18 protein-coding genes are annotated in these 18,733 nt (G+C 75.0%); 10 read left to right on the forward strand and 8 right to left on the reverse strand.

Features of this window, described 5'->3' with window-relative positions; all coding sequences use genetic code 11:
- Window positions 1-9 precede the first annotated feature (9 nt).
- Window positions 10-1,497, reverse strand: coding sequence for an acyl-CoA synthetase (locus ACWEJ6_RS07910; protein ID WP_452422250.1), 1,488 nt, complete (start codon window positions 1,495-1,497; stop codon window positions 10-12).
- 167 nt (window positions 1,498-1,664) lie between these two features.
- Here ACWEJ6_RS07910 and ACWEJ6_RS07915 point away from each other — a divergent pair, with 167 nt between their 5' ends.
- Window positions 1,665-4,502, forward strand: a complete 2,838-nt coding sequence (locus tag ACWEJ6_RS07915; protein ID WP_452422252.1) for an ATP-binding protein — start codon at window positions 1,665-1,667, stop codon at window positions 4,500-4,502.
- 100 nt (window positions 4,503-4,602) lie between these two features.
- Entirely contained in the window at window positions 4,603-5,514 is a 912-nt protein-coding gene (locus ACWEJ6_RS07920) for an alpha/beta hydrolase family protein (protein WP_452422254.1), read from the forward strand.
- Window positions 5,515-5,610: 96 nt separating this feature from the next.
- Here the strand turns inward: ACWEJ6_RS07920 and ACWEJ6_RS07925 are convergent, their stop codons facing one another.
- Window positions 5,611-6,432: an SDR family oxidoreductase gene (locus ACWEJ6_RS07925; RefSeq protein WP_452422256.1), complete on the reverse strand. Its 822-nt coding sequence runs from the start codon at window positions 6,430-6,432 to the stop codon at window positions 5,611-5,613.
- Window positions 6,433-6,558: 126 nt separating this feature from the next.
- Here ACWEJ6_RS07925 and ACWEJ6_RS07930 point away from each other — a divergent pair, with 126 nt between their 5' ends.
- Both ACWEJ6_RS07930 and ACWEJ6_RS07935 read left to right on the forward strand, forming a co-directional pair.
- On the forward strand, window positions 6,559-7,284 hold the full coding sequence (locus ACWEJ6_RS07930) for an MgtC/SapB family protein (protein WP_387672804.1): 726 nt from the start codon (window positions 6,559-6,561) through the stop codon (window positions 7,282-7,284).
- An 89-nt stretch (window positions 7,285-7,373) separates the two neighbouring features.
- Window positions 7,374-8,276, forward strand: a complete 903-nt coding sequence (locus ACWEJ6_RS07935) for an NAD(P)-dependent oxidoreductase (protein ID WP_452422259.1) — start codon at window positions 7,374-7,376, stop codon at window positions 8,274-8,276.
- On the opposite strand, the gene ACWEJ6_RS07940 is transcribed toward ACWEJ6_RS07935, so the two are convergent.
- Window positions 8,248-9,099, reverse strand: a complete 852-nt coding sequence (locus tag ACWEJ6_RS07940; protein WP_452422261.1) for an AraC family transcriptional regulator — start codon at window positions 9,097-9,099, stop codon at window positions 8,248-8,250. The genes ACWEJ6_RS07935 and ACWEJ6_RS07940 overlap by 29 nt on opposite strands.
- A 19-nt stretch (window positions 9,100-9,118) precedes the next feature.
- Entirely contained in the window at window positions 9,119-10,003 is an 885-nt protein-coding gene (locus ACWEJ6_RS07945; protein WP_452422263.1) for a fumarylacetoacetate hydrolase family protein, read from the reverse strand.
- Window positions 10,004-10,069: 66 nt separating this feature from the next.
- Between ACWEJ6_RS07945 and ACWEJ6_RS07950 the strand changes: the two genes are divergently transcribed.
- Complete coding sequence (locus ACWEJ6_RS07950; protein ID WP_397160492.1) at window positions 10,070-10,777, forward strand: FadR/GntR family transcriptional regulator; 708 nt, start codon at window positions 10,070-10,072, stop codon at window positions 10,775-10,777.
- Between the two features lie 19 nt (window positions 10,778-10,796).
- The gene (locus tag ACWEJ6_RS07955; RefSeq protein ID WP_452422265.1) at window positions 10,797-12,056 is read left to right on the forward strand and encodes a DUF3500 domain-containing protein; all 1,260 of its coding nucleotides are present in this window, start codon (window positions 10,797-10,799) and stop codon (window positions 12,054-12,056) included.
- Here the strand turns inward: ACWEJ6_RS07955 and ACWEJ6_RS07960 are convergent.
- Window positions 12,035-12,931, reverse strand: coding sequence for a cation diffusion facilitator family transporter (locus ACWEJ6_RS07960; RefSeq protein WP_387672787.1), 897 nt, complete (start codon window positions 12,929-12,931; stop codon window positions 12,035-12,037). The two genes, ACWEJ6_RS07955 and ACWEJ6_RS07960, sit on opposite strands and share 22 nt — an antisense overlap.
- Before the next feature lie 220 nt (window positions 12,932-13,151).
- Here ACWEJ6_RS07960 and ACWEJ6_RS07965 point away from each other — a divergent pair, with 220 nt between their 5' ends.
- The 4 genes from ACWEJ6_RS07965 to ACWEJ6_RS07980 all read left to right on the forward strand — a co-directional run bounded on the left by ACWEJ6_RS07965 (window position 13,152) and on the right by ACWEJ6_RS07980 (window position 15,867).
- Window positions 13,152-14,441 carry a cytochrome P450 gene (locus tag ACWEJ6_RS07965; protein WP_452422268.1) on the forward strand — a complete coding sequence of 430 codons (1,290 nt, stop codon included), beginning with the start codon at window positions 13,152-13,154 and terminating at the stop codon, window positions 14,439-14,441.
- A 74-nt stretch (window positions 14,442-14,515) separates the two neighbouring features.
- Window positions 14,516-15,190 carry a TetR/AcrR family transcriptional regulator gene (locus ACWEJ6_RS07970; RefSeq protein WP_452422270.1) on the forward strand — a complete coding sequence of 225 codons (675 nt, stop codon included), beginning with the start codon at window positions 14,516-14,518 and terminating at the stop codon, window positions 15,188-15,190.
- 1 nt (window position 15,191) lies between these two features.
- Window positions 15,192-15,338 (forward strand): hypothetical protein, encoded by a 147-nt coding sequence (locus ACWEJ6_RS07975; protein ID WP_452422272.1) that lies wholly within the window; start codon window positions 15,192-15,194, stop codon window positions 15,336-15,338.
- 40 nt (window positions 15,339-15,378) lie between these two features.
- The gene (locus ACWEJ6_RS07980) at window positions 15,379-15,867 is read left to right on the forward strand and encodes a S26 family signal peptidase (protein ID WP_452422274.1); all 489 of its coding nucleotides are present in this window, start codon (window positions 15,379-15,381) and stop codon (window positions 15,865-15,867) included.
- Here the strand turns inward: ACWEJ6_RS07980 and ACWEJ6_RS07985 are convergent.
- From ACWEJ6_RS07985 to ACWEJ6_RS07995, 3 genes are read right to left on the reverse strand one after another with little or no spacing between them, the layout of a single operon-like run.
- Window positions 15,783-17,675 carry an ABC transporter ATP-binding protein gene (locus tag ACWEJ6_RS07985; protein WP_452422276.1) on the reverse strand — a complete coding sequence of 631 codons (1,893 nt, stop codon included), beginning with the start codon at window positions 17,673-17,675 and terminating at the stop codon, window positions 15,783-15,785. The two genes, ACWEJ6_RS07980 and ACWEJ6_RS07985, sit on opposite strands and share 85 nt — an antisense overlap.
- Window positions 17,672-18,199, reverse strand: a complete 528-nt coding sequence (locus tag ACWEJ6_RS07990) for a TlpA family protein disulfide reductase (protein WP_452422278.1) — start codon at window positions 18,197-18,199, stop codon at window positions 17,672-17,674. Before ACWEJ6_RS07990 ends, ACWEJ6_RS07985 begins: the two co-directional genes overlap by 4 nt.
- 9 nt (window positions 18,200-18,208) lie before the next feature.
- Entirely contained in the window at window positions 18,209-18,733 is a 525-nt protein-coding gene (locus tag ACWEJ6_RS07995; protein WP_452422280.1) for a MauE/DoxX family redox-associated membrane protein, read from the reverse strand.

Raw genomic sequence — 18,733 nt, forward strand, 5'->3', positions numbered from 1 at the left:
CCTGCCCGGTCACCGCGCCTGCTGCCCGTGCGGCGTCCTGAGGGACGCCTTGAGCAGCTTGCCGGCGCCGTTCCGCGGCAGGCCGGGGACGAGCTCCAGATACCGCGGGATCTTGAAGCGGGCCAGGCGGCCGTCGAGGTGGGCGAGCAGTTCCCCGGGCTCCGCGCTCGCACCCGGCCGCAGCACGACCAGCGCCTTGCCGGTCTCCCCCCACTTCTCGTCCGGTACGCCGATCACCGCGCACTCGGCCACCGCCGGATGGGCGAGGAGCAGGTTCTCGATCTCGGCCGGGTAGACGTTCTCGCCGCCGGAGATGTACATGTCGCTGATCCGGTCGCGGATGCGGACGTACCCGCCCTCGTCGGCCACGCCGATGTCGCCCGACCTGAACCAGCCGTCGGCGGACAACACCTTCGCGGTCTCCTTCGGACGCCGCCAGTAGCCGGGCATGACGTTGGGGCCCTGGACGTACACCTCACCGGGCTCGCCGGGGGCGGCGGGCGAGCCGTCGGGGGCGACCAGCCGCACGTCGGAGAAGAAGCACGGCACCCCGGCCGAACCGAGCCCGGCGTCCGGGTGCCCCGCCCCGAGGAAGAGCGCGCCGGGGGAGGTCTCCGTCATGCCGTACCCCTGCAGGAACGGCAGCCCGCGCTCCCGGTACGTCCTGATCAGCGGCTCGGGCACCGGCGCTCCCCCGCACAGCAGGTGCCGCAGGCTGGACAGGTCGGCGTCCGCCCAGCGCGGCGACTGCGCGAGGGCCGCGAACATCGACGGCACGCCGAACATCATCGTGACCCGCTCGGACTCGACCAGGTCGAACGTCCTGTCCACCCGGAACGACGGCTCCAGCAGCGCCCGGCCGCCCTTCAGCACGGTCGGCAGGAGCGTCTGCGCCAGGGCCGCGATGTGCCACAGCGGCGCGCTGACCAGCGTCACCTCGTCGTGCGCGAGCGGCACGTCGACCAGCAGGTTCACGGCGTTCCAGATGAGGTTGCCGTGGGTGAGCATCGCGCCCTTGGGGCGGCCGGTGGTGCCCGAGGTGTACATGATCAGGCAGAGGTCGTCCTGGCTCACCGGCTCGTCCACGGGGTCGGCGGGCGCGCCGGCGATCAGCTCCTCGAAGGCGTCCTGGTCCAGGTGCCGGCCGGGCAGGCCGCCGCCGTCCTGGCCTGCACCGAGGACGACGACGCGGGCGCCGGAGTCGTCCAGGAGGAAGCGCAGCTCGGGCGGGGCCAGCCGGGCGTTGAGCGGGACGAACACCGCGCCCAGCAGTCCGGCGGCGAAGAACGTCTCCACCAGGGACGGGTGGTTGGGCCCGAGATAGGCGATCCGGTCGCCGCGGCCCACGTCCAGGCCGGTCAGCCCGTGGGCCAGGCGGGTGACCCGGTCGTACAGGTCGCCGTAGGTGCGGTCGATCCCCTGGTAACCGACGGCGGGCCGGGCGGGCGTCATCCGCGCCCTGCGTGCCGGCCATGACCCAAGCCCCTGATTCCGCATCGGCACTCCTTGACGGTCAGGACTCAAGGTAGGTCACCAAGCGCTTGCTGTCACCGGAATGCCACACTTTCTCCCGTCCACCCCCTCTCGTACGGTCGGGGGCGTCGGCGGCTTTCGTGGCCGGCGGCCTCTTTCAGCGGCGGCACCCGCGCGTGACACTGGACGGCGTGTCCCCAGTCACGCGCGTTCCCGTGTTACGCGGCCGCGACGCGGAGGAGAACGTCCTGCTGCGGCTGCTCGACGACGCCCGGGCCGGCTCCGGAGGGGCGCTGCTGCTGACCGGCGCGGCGGGCATGGGCAAGACGGCGCTGCTCGACCTGGCCTCCGCGCGGGCCTCCGGGTTCCGGGTGCTGCGGGTGTCGGGGGTGGAGCCGGAGTCGCCGGTGCCGTACGCGGGGCTGCACGGCCTGCTGAGACCGGTGGCCGGGGCCGTCGCGGCGCTGCCGGCCGCCCAGGCCCGCGCGCTGGCCGAGGCCCTGGAGTCCGGGACCTGCGGGGCTGGGCTCGTGCTGCCCGCCGCCGTGCTCGGGCTGCTGTCGGCGGTCGCCGCCGAGCGTCCCGTACTGGCCTGCGTGGACGACGCCGACCGGCTGGACGCGGCGAGCCTGGACGCGCTCTCGTTCGTGGCCCGCCGCCTGTCCTGCGAGCCGATCGCCCTGCTCTTCACCACCAGCCCCCCGCCCTCCTACGCCGTCCCGTACGGCGAGCGGGAGCCGGAGGGGTTCGACGGCGAGGCGATGTGGCGGCTTGAGGGCGTGCCCGCGCTGGAGCTGCGCGGGCTCGACGGGCCGGCGGTGCGGGAGCTGGCCGCGGACCTGGCGCCCGGCGGGCTCGCCGAGGACCTGCCGGCCGCGCTCGACCAGATCGCCCGCGGGAACCCGCTGGCGCTGCGCGAGCTGATCGGCGCGCTCACCCCCGACCAGCGGGCCGGGCTCGCGGCGCCGCCCGCCGTCCTGCCTCCTGGTGGGCGGTTGTGGCGGGAGCACACGGGCGTGCTGGCCCGGCTGCCCGCGCGTACGCGCTGGCTGTCGCTGCTGATCGCCGCCGATCCGGCCCTGGACGTGGCGACTTTGGCCAGGGCGGCGAGCCCGGCGTGCGCGTTGTCGGTGCTCGAACCGGCCGAACGGGCGGGCGTCCTGCGGGCCGACGGGGACGCGTTCGTGTTCCGGGAACCCGCGATGCGGGCGGTCACCTACCACGCGGCGTCGCTGGCCGAGCGCCGCCGCGCCCACCGCCTCCTCGCCGACCTGCTCACCCCGGGCGGGTGCCACGCGGATGGTTGGGAGAGGTTGCGGCGGGCGTGGCATCGGGCGTGGGCCGGAGGCGGCGGGGAGGAGGCCGGGGACGAGCTGGCGCGGGCGGCGCTGGCCGTGCGGTGGGCCGCCGGGAGCGCCGAGCCGTGCCTGGCCTCGGAGCGTCGTGCCGGGTTCCCCGAGCCCTACCTGGCGTTGGAGCGCGCCGCCGAGCTGACCGCTCATCCCGCGGTCGAGGCCGAACGGCTGGCCGCCGCCGCCAGGCACGCCTGGGTGTCCGGACGTCCCCTGGCCGCGCGTTCCCTGCTGGCCCGGCTGCGGTCGCCCGGCGCGCCCGAGGAGCTGCGCGGCCACGTCCAGCTCCTGCGCGGCAGCCTGGAGCTGCTGGGCGGCGAGACCGGCAGCGCCCGCGAGGAGCTGCTGGCGGCGGCCCGCGGGCTGCTGGACAGCCACCGCGTGCTCGGCGTGCGCGCGCTGGTCGGCGCGGCGGACGCCAGCTACCGGGCGGGCGACAACCGGGCGTTCATCGCGATCGCCCGGCAGGCGGCGGCCCTGCGGCGTCCGGACGAGCCGGCGCCGGCGCAGCTCATGTTCGAGTACCTGGCGGGCATGGCCCACACCTTCAGCGGCCTGCACCAGGAGGCGGCCGGGCCGTTGCGGCGGGTGCTGGAGCTGGCCGGCTCGGTACGCGACCCGGCCGTCCTCACGTGGGCGTGCGTGGCGGGCATGCTGCTGGGCGAGGACGCGGTGGCCCACCGGCTGTCGGCGCGGGCCGTGGAGGAGGCCCGGCTGCGCGGGGCCGCGTCGGCGGTGCCGCAGCTCCTGGAGTTCACGATCTACCCCGACGTCTGGACGGGCCGGTACGCCTCCGTCGCCGCCACCGCCGCGAAGGGCCTGCGGCTGGCCCGCGAGACGGGCCAGCACAACACCGCGGCCCAGCACCTGGCCTGGCTGGCGGTCAGCGCCGCAGTGGAGGGCGACCAGGAGACGTGCCGGATCCGCGCGGACGCCGCCATCGAGCTGGCCGACGCCCACGAGCTGGGCCTGGCCGGCGCGGTCGGCAACTGGGCGCTGGCCTGCCTCGACCTGGCCGCGGGCCGCGTGGCCGACGCCGCGGGCAGGCTGCGGGCCGAGCGGCGCAACCGCCACGTCGTCATCAGGGTCATGTCCACCCCGCACTACATCGAGGCGGCCGCCCGCACCGGCGACCGCGAGCGGGCCGCGGCGGCCCTGCGGGTGCTCGAACGCTGGGTCGGCAGCACGCGCAGCCCCGGCCTGCGGGCGCTGGTCTCGCGCTGCCGGGCGCTGCTGTCGGTGCGTCCCGGCGAGGCCGAGGAGCTGTTCCTGGACGCCCTGCGCCTGCACGGCCAGGGCGTCTGCGGGTTCGAGGCGGCCCGTACGCACCTGCTGCTGGGCAGCGCGCTGCGGCGCGACCGGCGGCCCGGCGCGGCCAGGAACCATCTGCACACGGCGCTGGAGACGTTCGAACGGCACGGCGCGCGGCTGTGGACCGAGCAGGCCAGGGCCGAGCTGCGGGCCTCCGGCGAGCCGGTCCGGCCGGCCGCGGACGCGACGGTGTCGCAGCTCACCGCGCAGCAGGCGCGGATCGCCCGCATGGTGGCCGCGGGCGCCACCAACAAGGAGGTCGCCGAGCAGCTCTTCCTCAGCAGGCGCACGGTCGAGCACCATCTCAGGAACATCTTCAGCAAGCTCGGCATCCGCTCACGGGTGGAGCTGGTCAGGTTCATGTAGCGCCTGGACCGGGCGGCGGGCGGCACGAGACCGGTGATTTCACCGATGCACGGCTGACCGTGTGTCCCGACAATGGCGACAGACAGCAGTCATTCCCACGATGAGCAGGGAGTTCGACGACGTGCAGCTCTCCACCCCCCACTTCGGCGCGCGAACGTTCACCAAGCTCGCCCTGGCCGTCACGCTGCTCGCCGGCGGCGTCGCGGCGGCGCCGGTCGCCCACGCGGCCGGCCCGTACGAGCGCGGCCCCGACCCGACCGGCGCGATCCTGGAAGCCGCGCGCGGCCCGTTCGCGACCGCGGAGCTCGGCGTCTCGCGGCTGAGCGTCTCCGGCTTCGGCGGCGGGACGATCTACTACCCGACCGACACCAGCCAGGGCACCTTCGGCGCGATCGCCATCTCGCCCGGCTACACGGCGACCTGGTCCAGCCTCGCCTGGCTGGGGCCGCGGATCGCCTCGCACGGGTTCGTGGTGATCGGCATCGAGACCATCACGATCTACGACCAGCCGGCCAGCCGCGGCCGTCAGCTCCTGGCCGCGCTGGACTACCTGACCTCGGGCAGCCCGTCGGCCGTGCGCAGCAGGATCGACGCGTCCCGGCTCGCGGTGGCCGGTCACTCCATGGGCGGCGGCGGCACGCTGGAGGCCGCCGACGCGCGCCCGTCGCTCCAGGCGGCGGTGCCGCTCGCGCCGTGGAACCTCACCAAGAGCTGGTCGGGCCTCCGGGTGCCGACGATGATCATCGGGGGTGAGGCCGACACGATCGCGCCGGTGGCGACCCACTCCGAGCCGTTCTACCAGTCGATCCCGTCGTCGGTGGAGAAGGCGTACCTGGAGCTGAACGGCGCCTCGCACTTCTTCCCGCAGGTCACCAACACCACGATGGCCAAGTCGATGGTGGCCTGGCTGAAGCGGTTCGTCGACGACGACACCCGCTACGACCAGTTCCTGTGCCCCGCCCCGCGCGGGACCGCGATCGAGGAGTACCGCGACACCTGCCCGATCACCTGACGGGCGCTGCTCCGGAGCCGGTGACGCCCGCCGTCACCGGCTTCCGGCCGGCCGGCGCCCTCCGTCTCGCCACGCCGCCGTGCCCGTCGCCGGCGGTCAGCGGAAGGCGGCGGCGTTGCGCTCGGCCCAGGCGGCGAACGGGCGGGCGGGACGGCCGAGGACGCGCTCGACGTCCGGGCTGACGCTCCGCTCGTCGGGGGTGGGCTCGCCCAGGATGGCGAGCGTGCCCTCCACCACGGGCAGCGGCATGACCTGCGCCATCTGCGCGTGGGCGGCCTCGCGGGTCTGCTCGGCGAAGCGCACCGGCTCGCCCAGCGCCGCCGCGATCGCCGCCGCCCGGTCCCGCGGGGTGGTGGCCTCGGGGCCGGTCAGCACGTACGTCGCCCCGTCGTGCCCGTCCTCGCGCAGGACGGCGGCCGCCACGGCGGCGACGTCGGCGGGGTCGACGAAGGGCAGGCCGACGTCGCCGAAGGGGGCCTCGGCGGTGCGGCTCAGGCGTACGGGCTCGGCCCAGGCATAGGCGTTGGAGGCCAGGCCGCCCGAACGCAGGACCGTCCAGGCCAGCCCCGACCCGCGGACGGCCTCCTCGAACCGGACGGCGTGCGGGTAGGCCCCCGGCCGGGTCCCGGCGCCCTGGCTGGACAGCAGGACGACCTTGCGCACGCCCGCCTCCCCGGCCGCCGCGATCACGCCCTCCGGGTCCTCCCCCGCCACCAGCAGGAACAGCGCGTCCGCCCCCGCCAGGGCCGGACGCAGGCTCGCGACGTCGCCCAGGTCGGCGGCGACGGCCCGGACGCCCGGCGGCACGTCGGCCTCCGTGACGCGGCGGGCGACGGCGGTGACCGGCAGGCCGTCCTCGGCCAGCAGACCTACCAGCGTGCGGCCGACGTTCCCGGTGGCACCCGTGACAACGAACATGGTGGTTCTCCTCAGTCATTAGTTAGTTGCCTGACTAAGAAGAACCGTAGCACAGAAACTAAGTCAGGCAACTAACTTCTTGCCAGGAAGGTGTGAGACCCCCGCACGCCGGGGACATCTGGGCAAATGGGGACGGCGTTCGCCACGACGGCACTGGCCGGGCAAGGATGGACCCAGCTGGGAGAACTGGGCCTGGCCCTGCTGCTGTCGGCCGCCATCGGGCTCGAACGCGAGATCCGCCAGAAGAGCGCCGGCCTGCGCACCCACACACTGGTCGGCTTCGCCTCGGCCCTGATCATGCTGGTGTCCAAGTACGGCTTCGCCGACGTCCTGGGCGAGCACGTCACGCTCGACCCGTCCCGGGTGGCCGCGCAGATCGTGTCGGGCATCGGGTTCATCGGCGGCGGCCTGATCTTCGTCCGCCGGGACGCGGTGCGCGGGCTCACCACCGCCGCGGTGGTCTGGCTGACCTGCGCGGTCGGCATGGCCGCCGGGGCCGGACTGTGGCTGCTGGCGGTCGCCGTCACCGCCGGCCACTTCCTGGTCCTGTTCGGCTTCACCCCGCTCAGCGCCCGGCTGCCCCGCTCGAAGTACGCCCAGTCGCGCCTGCACCTGACCTACCTCGACCGCCACGGCGCGCTCCGGCGGGTGCTGGCGCTGTGCAGCGACAGGGGCTTCGTCATCGCCGAGCTCACCCTCGAACGCGACCAGCCGAGCAAGGACCGGGAGTCGATCTCGATCTGGCTCGTCGTCCAGGGCGCGGGGCCGGTCGAGGTGCTGATCACCGAGCTGCTGGAGATCGACGGCGTGCTCGGCGTCTCCAGCGTCGACCTCGACGTCACCACGCCCTGACGCCGGCGCGGGCCGCACAACCGTTCAAGACCGGAGCCGGTCCCTGCCGCTACAACGGTGACGGCGGGACACGCGGAGCGGGAGGGCGGATGGCCGGAACGGGATTCATCGGACTGGGGATCATGGGCCGGCCCATGGCGCTCAACCTGGTGCGGGCGGGCACGCCGGTCGTGGTCTGGAACCGTACGGCGGCCGGGTGCGAGCCGCTGCGGGCGGCCGGCGCGCACGTGGCGGCGAGCCCGGACGAGGTGTTCGCGCGGGCCAGGGTCGTGCTGCTCATGCTGGCCGACGAGGCCGCCGTGGACGCGGTGCTCGGGCGCGGCACGCCGCGGTTCGCGTCCATGGTGGCCGGGCGGATCGTGGTGCACATGGGCACGACGTCCCCGGCGTGGTCGGCGGACCTGGGCGCGGCGGTGCGGGCGGCCGGCGGCGACTACGTCGAGGCGCCCGTGTCGGGCTCGCGCGGCCCGGCCGAGGCCGGGCGGCTGGTGGCGATGCTGGCCGGCGAGCCCGCGGCGGTCGAGGAGGTGGGCCCCCTGCTCGCGCCGATGTGCGCCGGGACGATCGCGTGCGGCCCGGTGCCCGGCGGGCTGCTGATGAAGCTGGCGGTGAACATCTTCCTGATCACCATGGTCAGCGGCCTGGCCGAGGCCGCGCACTTCGCCGCCCGGCACGGCCTGGACCTGGACAGGTTCGCCCAGGTGCTCGACTCGGGCCCGATGGCCAGCGACGTGTCGCGGGGGAAGGTCCGCAAGCTGCTGGACGGCGACCTCGCCGCCCAGGCGGCCATCGCCGACGTGCTGAAGAACAACCGGCTCATCGCCGGGGCGGCGCGGGCGTCGGGCGTGGCCTCGCCGCTGATCGACGTCTGCCACGCGCTGTTCGCCGAGACCCTGGCGCTCGGGCACGGCACGCTCGACATGGTGGCCGTGATCCGCGCGATCGAGGCCAGGACCGACGGGCTCACGGCGGATTTCCCCAGCGCCAGGTGAGGGCGGTGGTCCATTCGCCGGGGGTGAGTCCGTAGGCGCGCTTGAACATGCGGGTCAGATGGCTCTGGTCGGCGAAGCCCGCCCGCAGCGCGGCCTCCCGCAGCGGCAGGCCGCCGCGCATCGCCCGCCGGGCCACGTCCAGCTGCCGCATCGTCCGGTACCGGGTCGGGCTGGTGCCGAAGGCGGCGCGGAACTGGCGGGCGATCGTCCAGCGGTCGAGCCCCGAGACGCGTTCGAACTCGGCCACCGGGTGCCGGGTCGCGGGGTCGGCGGCGATGAGCTCGCGCACGCGTGCCAGCGCCTCGACCGCGAGGGGGTCGCGCCGCCGCCGGACGGGGACGTCGGCGTGCCGCTCCAGGGCCGCCGCGACCAGCAGCGCGACCTCCAGCCGGGCCAGCTCCTCCAGGGGCTCGTCCAGGTGCCGCAGCCAGGCGAGCAGCGCCGGCGACATCCCCTCCGGCCGCACGACGGGGTCGGCGACGAACGGCAGCGGCCGGCCGCCCAGCGCCTCCTGGATCAGGTACGGGTCGACGTAGAAGATCCGGTAGCCGAAGCCCGCGTCGGTGCCCGCGGCCCCGTCGTGCAGCTCGTCGGGGTGCAGGACGTGCCACTCCCCCGGCAGGCATCGCCGCAGCTCGCCGCGGTAGCGGAAGGTCTGCACGCCGGCGAGCGTGACGCCGATCGCGTACGTGTCGTGGCGGTGGGGCGCGAACGCCTCGCCGACGAGCGAGGCCGCCAGCCGCTCGATGCCCTCGGCGGCCGGGCCGAAGCGCAACCGGTGCCCCGGCCGCCCCGCCCCGCCGCGGACAGGTCGTGTCTCCACCACCCCAGTGTCGCGCGCTTCACCCCTCCGGCGCGGTCACCCCTCCGGCGCCCGTCAGCGCCCGCGCGTCGTTGCCGACGATCGGGTTGCGCACGCTGCCGAGACGTTCGGCCTCGACCTCGACGACGTCGCCGGGCCGTAGCAGCCACGGCGGGGTGCGCGCGTAGCCGACCCCGGCGGGCGTGCCGGTGGCCAGCAGGTCGCCGGGCCGCAGCGTGAACGTGCGCGAGATCAGCGCCAGGGTGTCGCCGACGCCGTAGACCATCTCGTCGGTACGCCCGTCCTGGACGACCTCGCCGTTCACCCGGGTCCGCACCCGCAGCCCGTCGCGCAGGTCACCGACCTCGGACGCGGGCACCAGCGGGCCGAGCGGGCCGGACCGGTCGGCGTTCTTGCCGAGGATCCACTGGCTGGTGAGCTTCTGCGCCCGGCGCGCGGTGAGGTCGTTGAAGACCGAGTAGCCGGCGACCGCGGCCAGCGCCTCCTCCGGGTCCGCGTCCACCAGCGGCGCGCCGACGTACGCGACCACCTCGCCCTCCCAGTCCAGGCCGTCCTCGCCCGAGGGCACCGGCACCGGGACGCCGCCCACGGTCAGCGACCGCGTCCAGCGGGCGAACAGCGTCGGGTGCGGCGGCAGGCCCTCCCCCGCGTAGGAGCCCTCGGCGACGTGCCTGAGGTAGTTCAGCCCGATGCAGATCACCCGGGCCTCCGGCAGCACCGGCGGCACGAGGGTGACCGACGCGACCGGGAGCCGCTCGCCAGCCGGCTCGCGGGCCAGGAAGGCGGCCGCGGCGGCCCAGAACCGCTCCAGCGGGGCGAGCACGGTGACCTCGGCCCCGTCGGCCGACAACGTGCCGGCCTCGACGCCCCCGGCGGCGTGCCGGCGGATCCCGACGATCCTCATCGCTCATCTCCTCACGGCGGCTGAAACCTGCCAAAGGTTCGCAGGTTTTATGGTTGGATCCGGACTATGCCCTACTCCTCCTCGCCTGGACAACCGGCCGCCGCGCTCGGGCAGGGCGCGGGCACGCGGGCCGAGCGGCTGGCCGCCGCGCTCGACGAGCGGATCAGGTCGCGCGGGCTGGGTCCCGGGGAGCCGGTCGGCACGCTGGAGTCGCTGCGCGCGGAGACGGGCCTCGGTTACGCCACGGTCAGCGAGGCCGTCCGGCTGCTGCGCGACCGTGGCGTGCTGGAGATCCGGCCGGGCCGCGGCGGCGGGCTGTTCGTCGCCGACCCCGGCCCGGTGGTGCGGCTGCGGCACACCCTGCTCGGCGTCGCCGAGGAGCCGGGCACCGTCGCCGACGCCGTCGAGCTGCGCGACCACCTGGAGGAGCTGATCGACGTCGGCGCCGCCCGCCACCGCACCCGCCGGGACGTCGCCGACCTGCGCCGCCTGCTGCGGCGGCTGCGCGCCGCGCCCGGCTGGGACGCCTTCATGCGCGCCAACTGGGCCCTGCACGAGCGCATCGCCGCCATCAGCCCGAACGCCATGGCCCGGGCCGTCTACATCGGCACGCTCGGCCATCTGGGCGCCGCGTCCCCGCGTCCCGACGACGCCGCCGACGCCGGCTACCGCGAGCTGCGCCACCGGATCCACGCCGACCTGGTCGAGGCGATCGCGGCCGGCGACGAGAGCGCCGTACGGGCCGCCGTCGCCCGGCACAACACCACCGTCTGAGACAGACCGGAGAGCCCTCATGCCCGGCGAGTTCCGCCAGTACCTGTTCCCGCACGACCACCCGCGGCTGGCCGGCATACGCGGCCTCGACCCCTACGCCTACCGCGAGCTGGCCAGGAGACCGGGGACGTTCACCGGCGGCCTGATCGAGGGCTGGACCCCGCTGTACGGCAACGACTTCCGCGGCGTCACCGAGGACGGCGTCCTGCGGGACGGCCTGTACCCGCTGACACCGGCCGCCCCCGGCGAGCAGGCGCCGGTCGCCGCGATGGTGTCGGCCGCCCGCGACCTGCTGGCCTGCCTCGACGACGAGGACCGCGAACGCCTCTCGCACGAGGCCGACGACGTGGCGTGGCAGACCTGGGCCAACCCGGAGTTCATGCAGTTCGACACCGGCCTGCGGCTGGACCTGCGAGCTCCGGCCGTCAGGGAGAAGGCGCTGGCGCTGGTGGGCGCCTCGCTCTCGCCCGAGGGCGGCCGGCTCGTCCGCGCGGTGATGCGGGTCAACGGCTTCCTGGGCGAGGTGGTCGGCCTGGAGACGATACTCAACGAGTTCAGCTACAACTTCGCCCTCTACGGCACGCCCGACCCGCGGGCCCCCTGGGGCTGGCAGCTCTACGGCCATCACTGCGCGCTCAACTGCCTGGTCGTCGAGGGCCGCATGGCGCTGTCGCCGGTGTTCCTCGGCGCCGAGCCCGACGAGATCGACGCCGGTCCGCACGCCGGCCTGCGCGACCTGTTCGCCGACCGGGTCGCCCGCGGCCTGCGGCTGATGGCCGCCCTGCCGGAGGAGCAGCGCCGGCAGGCCGTCGTCCACGAGCTGATGGACGACCCGGCGATGCCCGAGGGACGGGTGCACCCGGGGGACGAACGCCACCTGGCCGGGGCGTTCCAGGACAACCGCGTGATCCCGTTCGAGGGGGTGCGGGTCGCCGCCATGCCCGCGGCGGCCCGGGAGCACGCGCTGGCCGTCGCCGAGTCGTTCGTCGGCCTGCTCCCGGCGGGGCCGCGCGCCGCCCGCCTGCGCGAGATCGCCGCGCACCTCGACGAGACCTGGTTCTGCTGGATCGGCGGCCACCGGCCGGGCGACGTCTTCTACTACCGGCTGCAGTCACCGGTGATCGTCGCCGAGCTCGACCACCACCGCGGCGTCTTCCTCGACTACGACACGCCCAAGCCGTTCCACGTCCACACCGTGCTGCGCACGCCGCACGGCAACGACTACGGCCGCTCCTGGGTGCGGCAGTGGCAGCGGGGTCAGGGCTCGGGCTGCAGGTAGACGACCGTGGACATCGGGACGCGTTCGCGGATGCGCCCCTCGGCCTTGGCCAGCGCCTCGGCCACGGCGTCCCCCTGCTCGGCGACGGTGACCCGGGCGGCCACGAGCAGCTCCTCCGGGCCCAGGTGCAGGGTGCGCAGGCGGGTGAAGGAGGCGACGGCGTCGTCCTCGCGCAGGGCCTCCTCGATGGCCCGCTGGACCTCCGGCGACGCCGACTCACCGATGATCATGCTCTTGGTCTCGGTGGCCAGGGTGACGGCCACGATGATCAGGAGCACGCCGATGGCGATCGAGCCGATGCCGTCGTAGACCGGGTCGCCGACGACCAGCGTGAGCGTGACCCCGATGAGGGCGAAGGCCAGCCCGAGCAGGGCGGCGGTGTCCTCCAGCAGGACCACGGGCAGCTCGGGGGCCTTGGCCTCGCGGATGTAGCGCAGCCACGACCGGCCCCCGCGGGCCCGGTTGGCGTTGCGCACCGCCGTGCGCAGGGACAGCCCCTCCATGACGATCGCGCCCACCAGCACCCCGATCGCCCACGGCCAGCTCTCCAGCGGCTTCGGGTGGCTGATCTTCTCGTACCCCTCGTACAGGGCGAACAGGCCGCCGCCGAAGAACAGCACGACCGAGACCAGGAAGGCGTAGAAGTACCGCTCGCGCCCGTGGCCGAAGGGATGGGACGGAGTGGGCCCGCGCTTGGCGCGGGACTGGCCGAGCAGCAGCAGCCCCTGGTTGCCCGAGTCGGCGAAGGAATGGATGCCCTCGGCGAGCATCGAGGACGAGCCGGTGAAGAAGAACGCCACGAACTTGGTGACGGCGATCCCCAGGTTGGCGGCCAGCGCCGCGTAGGTCGCCTCCTGCGAGCCCTTACCGCTCACGCCGTCCCCGCAACCGGTGCCGCAACCGGTGCTCGTACAGGCTGTCGCGTCATCACGTTCCTCCCGCGCGGGTGAGCTGTCGGATGCGTGCCTTTGCCCCGTGGGCCCGCGGGCACACCTTGATCCGGCGATCGAATGGACATGCACAACGTGCATTGATGCGCGTCGTGCATCTTTGTAGGGTGGAACAGCCCGCACCCGCGAGAACAGGGACGTGCCGATGAGCGACCGCAGCCTGACCGACGACTCCCCCGGCGCGAGCCCCACGGCGATGCGCCGGATCCTGCCCGCCGACCTGGTCGTGCGCGGCGGGTGCCCGTTCGACCCGCCGCCGGGCCTGCGGGAGCGGCGCGGCCAGGACCCGGTCCGGCCGGTGGAGCTGCTCAACGGCGCGCGGGCGTGGCTGGTCACCGGTTTCGACGAGGCCCGCACCGTCCTGTCGGACGCCCGCTTCAGCGCCGACCGGGTCCGCCACCGCGAGGCCACGTCGCTGCAACCGCACGAGGTGGCCGAGCAGGCCGCGGGCGTCCTTCCGGCGGGCCCGTCCGTCGAGAGCCGCGAGGACGGCTTCTTCGTGTTCATGGACCCGCCCGAGCACACGCGCATCCGGCGGCTGCTGACCGGCCAGTTCACCGTCCGGCGCATGCGCGAGCTGGAGGCCAGGGTCACCGAGATCGCGGTCGAGCACATCGAGGCGATGAGGGCGGCCGGCACGGAGGCCGACCTCGTGCCGTCGTTCGCGCTGCCGCTGCCGTCCCTGGTCATCTGCGAGCTGCTCGGCGTCGACTACGCCGACCGCGCCGAGTTCCAGGAACGCACCTCCGTCGGGCTGAACGCCGGCTCCACCGCCGAGGAGCGGGCCGTGGCGGGCGTCGGGCTGTACGCGTTCATGCAGCGGCTGGTGGCCGCCAAGCGCGCCGCGCCGGCCGACGACCTGCTGTCGGGGCTCGTCCACGACGCCGACCCGCCGCTGACCGACGCCCAGCTCGTGGACGTCGCCCTCGTCCTGCTCGGCGCGGGCCACGAGACCACCGCCAACATGCTGGGACTGGGCGCGTTCGCCCTGCTGGAGCACCCCGACCAGCTCGCCGCCCTGCGAGCGGACCCCTCCCTCGTCGACAACGCGGTCGAGGAGCTGCTGCGCTTCCTGAGCATCATCCAGCTCGGCGTCAGCCGCGTCACGACCGAGCCCGTCACGCTGGGCGGCGCCGACCTCCCCGCCGGCGCGACCGTCGTGATCGCCACGCCCGAGGTCAACCGCGACCCCCGCCACTGGCCCGACGCCGACCGGTTCGACGTCAACCGCGCCCGCGTCCCGCACCTGGCCTTCGGGCACGGCGTGCACCAGTGCCTGGGCCAGCAGCTCGCCCGGGTGGAGATGCGCATCGGCCTGACGGAGCTGATCACCCGCCTGCCGGACCTGCGGCTGGCCGTGCCGGCCGGCCAGGTGCCGGTGCGCGACGAGATGCTCATCTTCGGCGTGCACTCCCTGCCCGTCGCCTGGTCCTGACCGGGCGCAGTGCCCGCCGGAGCCCCGTCGCCCTGCCGGAGCCCATAATGAGGACCGTGGCAGAGGAGGCCGGGGTGGTTCAGCTCGCATCGGGCGGCGGGGAGACCGCGTCGCCCGGCCGCCGCGAACGCAAGAAGCAGGCCACCCGCGCCGCCCTTCGCGCGGCGGCGCTCCGGCTGGCCCTGCGCCACGGCGTCGAGAACGTGACCGTCGAGCAGATCGCCGGCGAGGCCGACATCGCGCTGCGCACGTTCTTCAACTACTTCTCCAGCAAGGAGGAGGCGGTCGTGGCCTCGCTGGCCGCCGCGGCGCAGGAGCTCGTCGCCCGGTTCAGGGCCCGGCCGCGCACCGAGCCGGTCCTGCGCGCCTTCCGCGAGGCCGTGCTGACGGTCATGAAGGAGAGCGACGCCGCCGGCCGCGACCACGTCCGGGCGTTGCAGCTCGTCCGGTCGGCGCCCACGCTGGTGCCGCAGCAACTGGCCGTGCTCGCGGCGCAGGAGCAGGCTCTGGCCGAGGCGATCGCCGAGCACGTCGGCCAGCCCGCCCCCGGGCGTCCCGGCGACACCGGCTATCCCCTGCTGTGCGCGGCCGCGGCCCTGACGGCGCTGCGCGTCGTCCTCGACCAGTGGCTCCGGCAGACCGCGGCCTCCGCAGGGCCGCCGGACACCGCCCTGCTCGCACGGCGCATCGACACGGCGATCGACCAGCTCACCGCCGGCCTCGACCACCCCGGCCGGCCCGGGCCGTGAGGTGAGCGGCCCCTTCGGCGGGCCGCACGGGCTGTCCGGGCTGTCCGGGCTGTCCGGGCTGTCCGGGCTGTCCGGGCTGTCCGGGCTGTCCGGGCTGTCCGGGCTGTCTGGGCTGTCCGGGCTGTCCGGCGAGGAGATCCGCCGCTAGTGTCGGCAGTCTCCGGTGATGATCGACTTGGGAGGGCGTCGTGCGGCGTGTCCTGATCCTGCTGGCCCCGATCGCGGCCCTGGCCGCCGGGCTGGCCGTCGCCCGGCGGCGCCTGGTCGTCGTCCGGATCAGCGGGGCGAGCATGCTGCCGACCTACCGCACCGGCGACCGGGTGCTCGTCCGCAGGACGACGGGGGCGGGCGTCGGGCGTGGTCAGGTCGTGGTGCTGCAGACGTTGCCGCCCGGTGGCGAGTGGCGTACCGGGCCGCTGCCGCCGCCGGGGGCGGCCATGTGGTTCATCAAACGGGCGGTGGCCGTGCCGGGCGACCCGGTTCCGCCCGAGGTCGCGGGCCGGGTGGGGGCGTCGCCGGGCGACACGGTCCCGGCCGGCCGGCTGGTGGTCCTGGGGGACGGGCCGGTCAGCGAGGACTCGCGGGTGTGGGGTTACGTGCCGTTCGACCGGGTGCTCGGCGTCGTCGTCCGGTCGATGTCGCCCGTCCGCGGGTCCGGTGGGGTGGCCGGTTCGTAGCCCTGGGCCTGGAGGGTGAACAGGCTCGCGTACTCCCCGCCGAGCGCCATCAGCTCCGCGTGCGAGCCCTGCTCCGCGATCCGCCCTTCGGCGAGCACGACGATCGTGTCCGCCTCCCGGACCGCGCCCAGCCGGTGGGAGATCAGCAGGCTGGTGCGTCCGGCGCGGTGGCGGCGCAGGCTCTGGTGGATGGCGTGCTCGGCCTGCGCGTCCAGGCCGGAGCTCGGCTCGTCCAGCACGAGCAGGTCGCGTCCCTTCCGCATCAGGGCGCGGGCCAGCGCCAGGCGCTGCCACTGACCGCCGGACAGCACCACTCCGGCCTGGGGGTCGTCCCGGTCGCCGAAGAAGATCCGGCTCAGCAGCGTGTCGTAGCCCCGCGGCAGCCCGGCGACCGTCTCGTGCACGCCGGCCAGCCGGGCGGCGGCCTCGACCCGCTCCCGGTCGCCGATCGCCGCGACGTCGCCGAGGCCGATGTTCTCGGCCGCGGTCAGGTCGTAGGACATGTAGTCCTGGAAGACCGCGCCGATGCGGCCGCGCAGCTCGGCGGGGTCCGTCTCGCGCAGGTCGACGCCGTCCCAGAGGATGGACCCGCGCACCGGGTCGTACAGTCGGCAGATCAGCTTGACCAGGGTGCTCTTGCCCGCGCCGTTCAGGCCGACGAGGGCGAGCGAGCCGCCGCGGGGCACGAAGAGGTCGACCCCGCGCAGCACCCACGGATGGGCCTCGTCGTACCGGAACCAGACGTCGCGCACCTCGATGCCCTCGCGCAACGCCGGGACGGGCCGCGGCCGCCGCGGCACGGGCAGGTCGGGCGGGTCGGCCACCACATCGAGGTAGTGACCGAACATCAGCAGCGCGTTGTGCGCGTCCGCCGACTGGCCGACGATCGACGCCAGCGCCGACTGCACCCCGGCCACGGCCGCGACGAACACGGCGACGTCGCCGACGCTCAGCGCGCCCGACGCGGCGGCGATGATCGCCCAGAGCAGGCCGGCCGCCGCGACGGCCGCCCCCACCAGCGACAACGCGCCCTGAGTACGCAGGGTCCGGCGGGCCAGCCCCTGCTCGGCGGCGTTGACCGCGCGCAGCTCGGCCAGCATCCGGCCGCGCAGCAGGTCGCCCAGCCCGAACAGGCGGATCTCCTTGGCCGCGTCGGGGCTGGTGAGCAGGCCGGCGAAGAAGATCTGCCGCCGGGCCCTGGAGCTGACGCCCCACATCATGCCCGCGCGACGCCTCGACAGGTCGAGCTGGGCGCGGACCGACGGGATCGCGGAGAGCGCCACCACGACGATCATCCCCGGCGCGAGCACGGCCAGCGCCGCGGTGAACCCGGCGAGGGTGACGGCTCCCTGGGCGATCCCCAGGGTCGAGCGGACGATCCGCTGCGGCGCGTTCTGCCCGGCCTCCTGCGCCAGCCGCATGCGGTCGTGGAAGGCCGGGTTCTCGAACCGGCTCAGCCCCGGATGGGCGTTGACCGCCTGGAACAGCCGGTCCTGGATCAGCACCTGGAGGGCCCGGCGGAGCTGCTCCTGGGCGTACTCCGCGACCGCGGGCAGGGCCGCGCCGGCCAGGCCGGTCACGCCGAGGGCCACGCCCGGCGGCAGCAGCTCGGCGGGCCCCGCCCCGGCGGCCAGGCCGTCCAGGACGAGCTTGGTCAGCCACGCGGCGGCCACCGGGACCAGCCCCATGAGCAGCACCGCGATCCCCGACCCCAGGACGGCGGCCGGATGCGCCCGCCAGGCGAGCGCCACGGCCGCGCGCGCATGCCGTCCCCGGGCGGCGCCGCCGTGCCCGGCGGGAGGGGTCATCGGCGGGTGACCGCCGGCAGCCTGCCCGGGGCGGTGTCGGCCGCCACGACGACCGCGTCACCGTCGACCAGGAGGAAGCTGGGGAACTGCGAGACCTGCAACGCCCTGCTCACCGGGCCGCCCATCGGCTCCACGACGACGGTGGCCGAGGTCAGCTCGCGGGTGAACCGCCGGGCCTCGTCCGGGTCGCCCGTGACCACGGCCAGCACCCGCTCGGGACGCGTGTCGGCGAGGTAGGACGTTAACTCCGGCAGCAGCTCGTGGCAGGACGCGCACTCGGTGGAGAACACCGCCACCACGGAGGCCCCCGAGAAGAACGCGCGCGACACGGTCCCGCCGTCGGCGGTCGTCGCGCTGAACTCGCCGATCGTCGTGCCCGGCTGCACCGTCGGGGGGCGCGTCGGCCCCAGCTCCGACAGCCGCAGCGTGTGCGCGCGCAGGCGGCGGATCACCGCCAGCGTCAGCACCAGGTTCACCAGGCACAACAGTCCGACGATGACGACGGCGGCGACGAGATAGGGCATGCGGGCTCCTCAGGGGTGACGCGGTTGTGCGGCGAACAGGTCGGCGAGGTCGTCGAAGAAGATCACGATGACGGCGAGGACGCCGCCGGCCAGCACGCTCAGGGCGACGCCCGCCGGATGTGGCGCGGCGTGCCCCGGCACGAGCCCGGCGGCGACCAGCGCGAGCAGCCCGGCGTTGCGGACGAGGTGGCGGCCACCGAGCGGCGTCCCGGCGGCGCCGAAGCACCGGCACGGCGTCGTGGCGCCCGCGCGCATCGCCCTGACGATCCCGGCGCAGAAACCCACCAGGACGGTGCCGGCCAGCAGCACGCCGGCCCGCACTGTCCCGGGGATCGCCAGCAGCACGACGACGCACCCTTCCGCCAGGACGACGGCGCCACTCACCGCCGTGACGGCCCGCGGCCCCAGCGGGACCAGGCCGCGCACGGACCCGCGGAACCCGGCGAACGCGGACCTGCCGCGCACCTTGCCGGCCACCGCGACCAGGAAGACGACGCCCAGCGCCACCCGGCAGGCCAGCGCGACGTACTGCAT

Source organism: Nonomuraea sp. NPDC004702 (assembly GCF_053601695.1).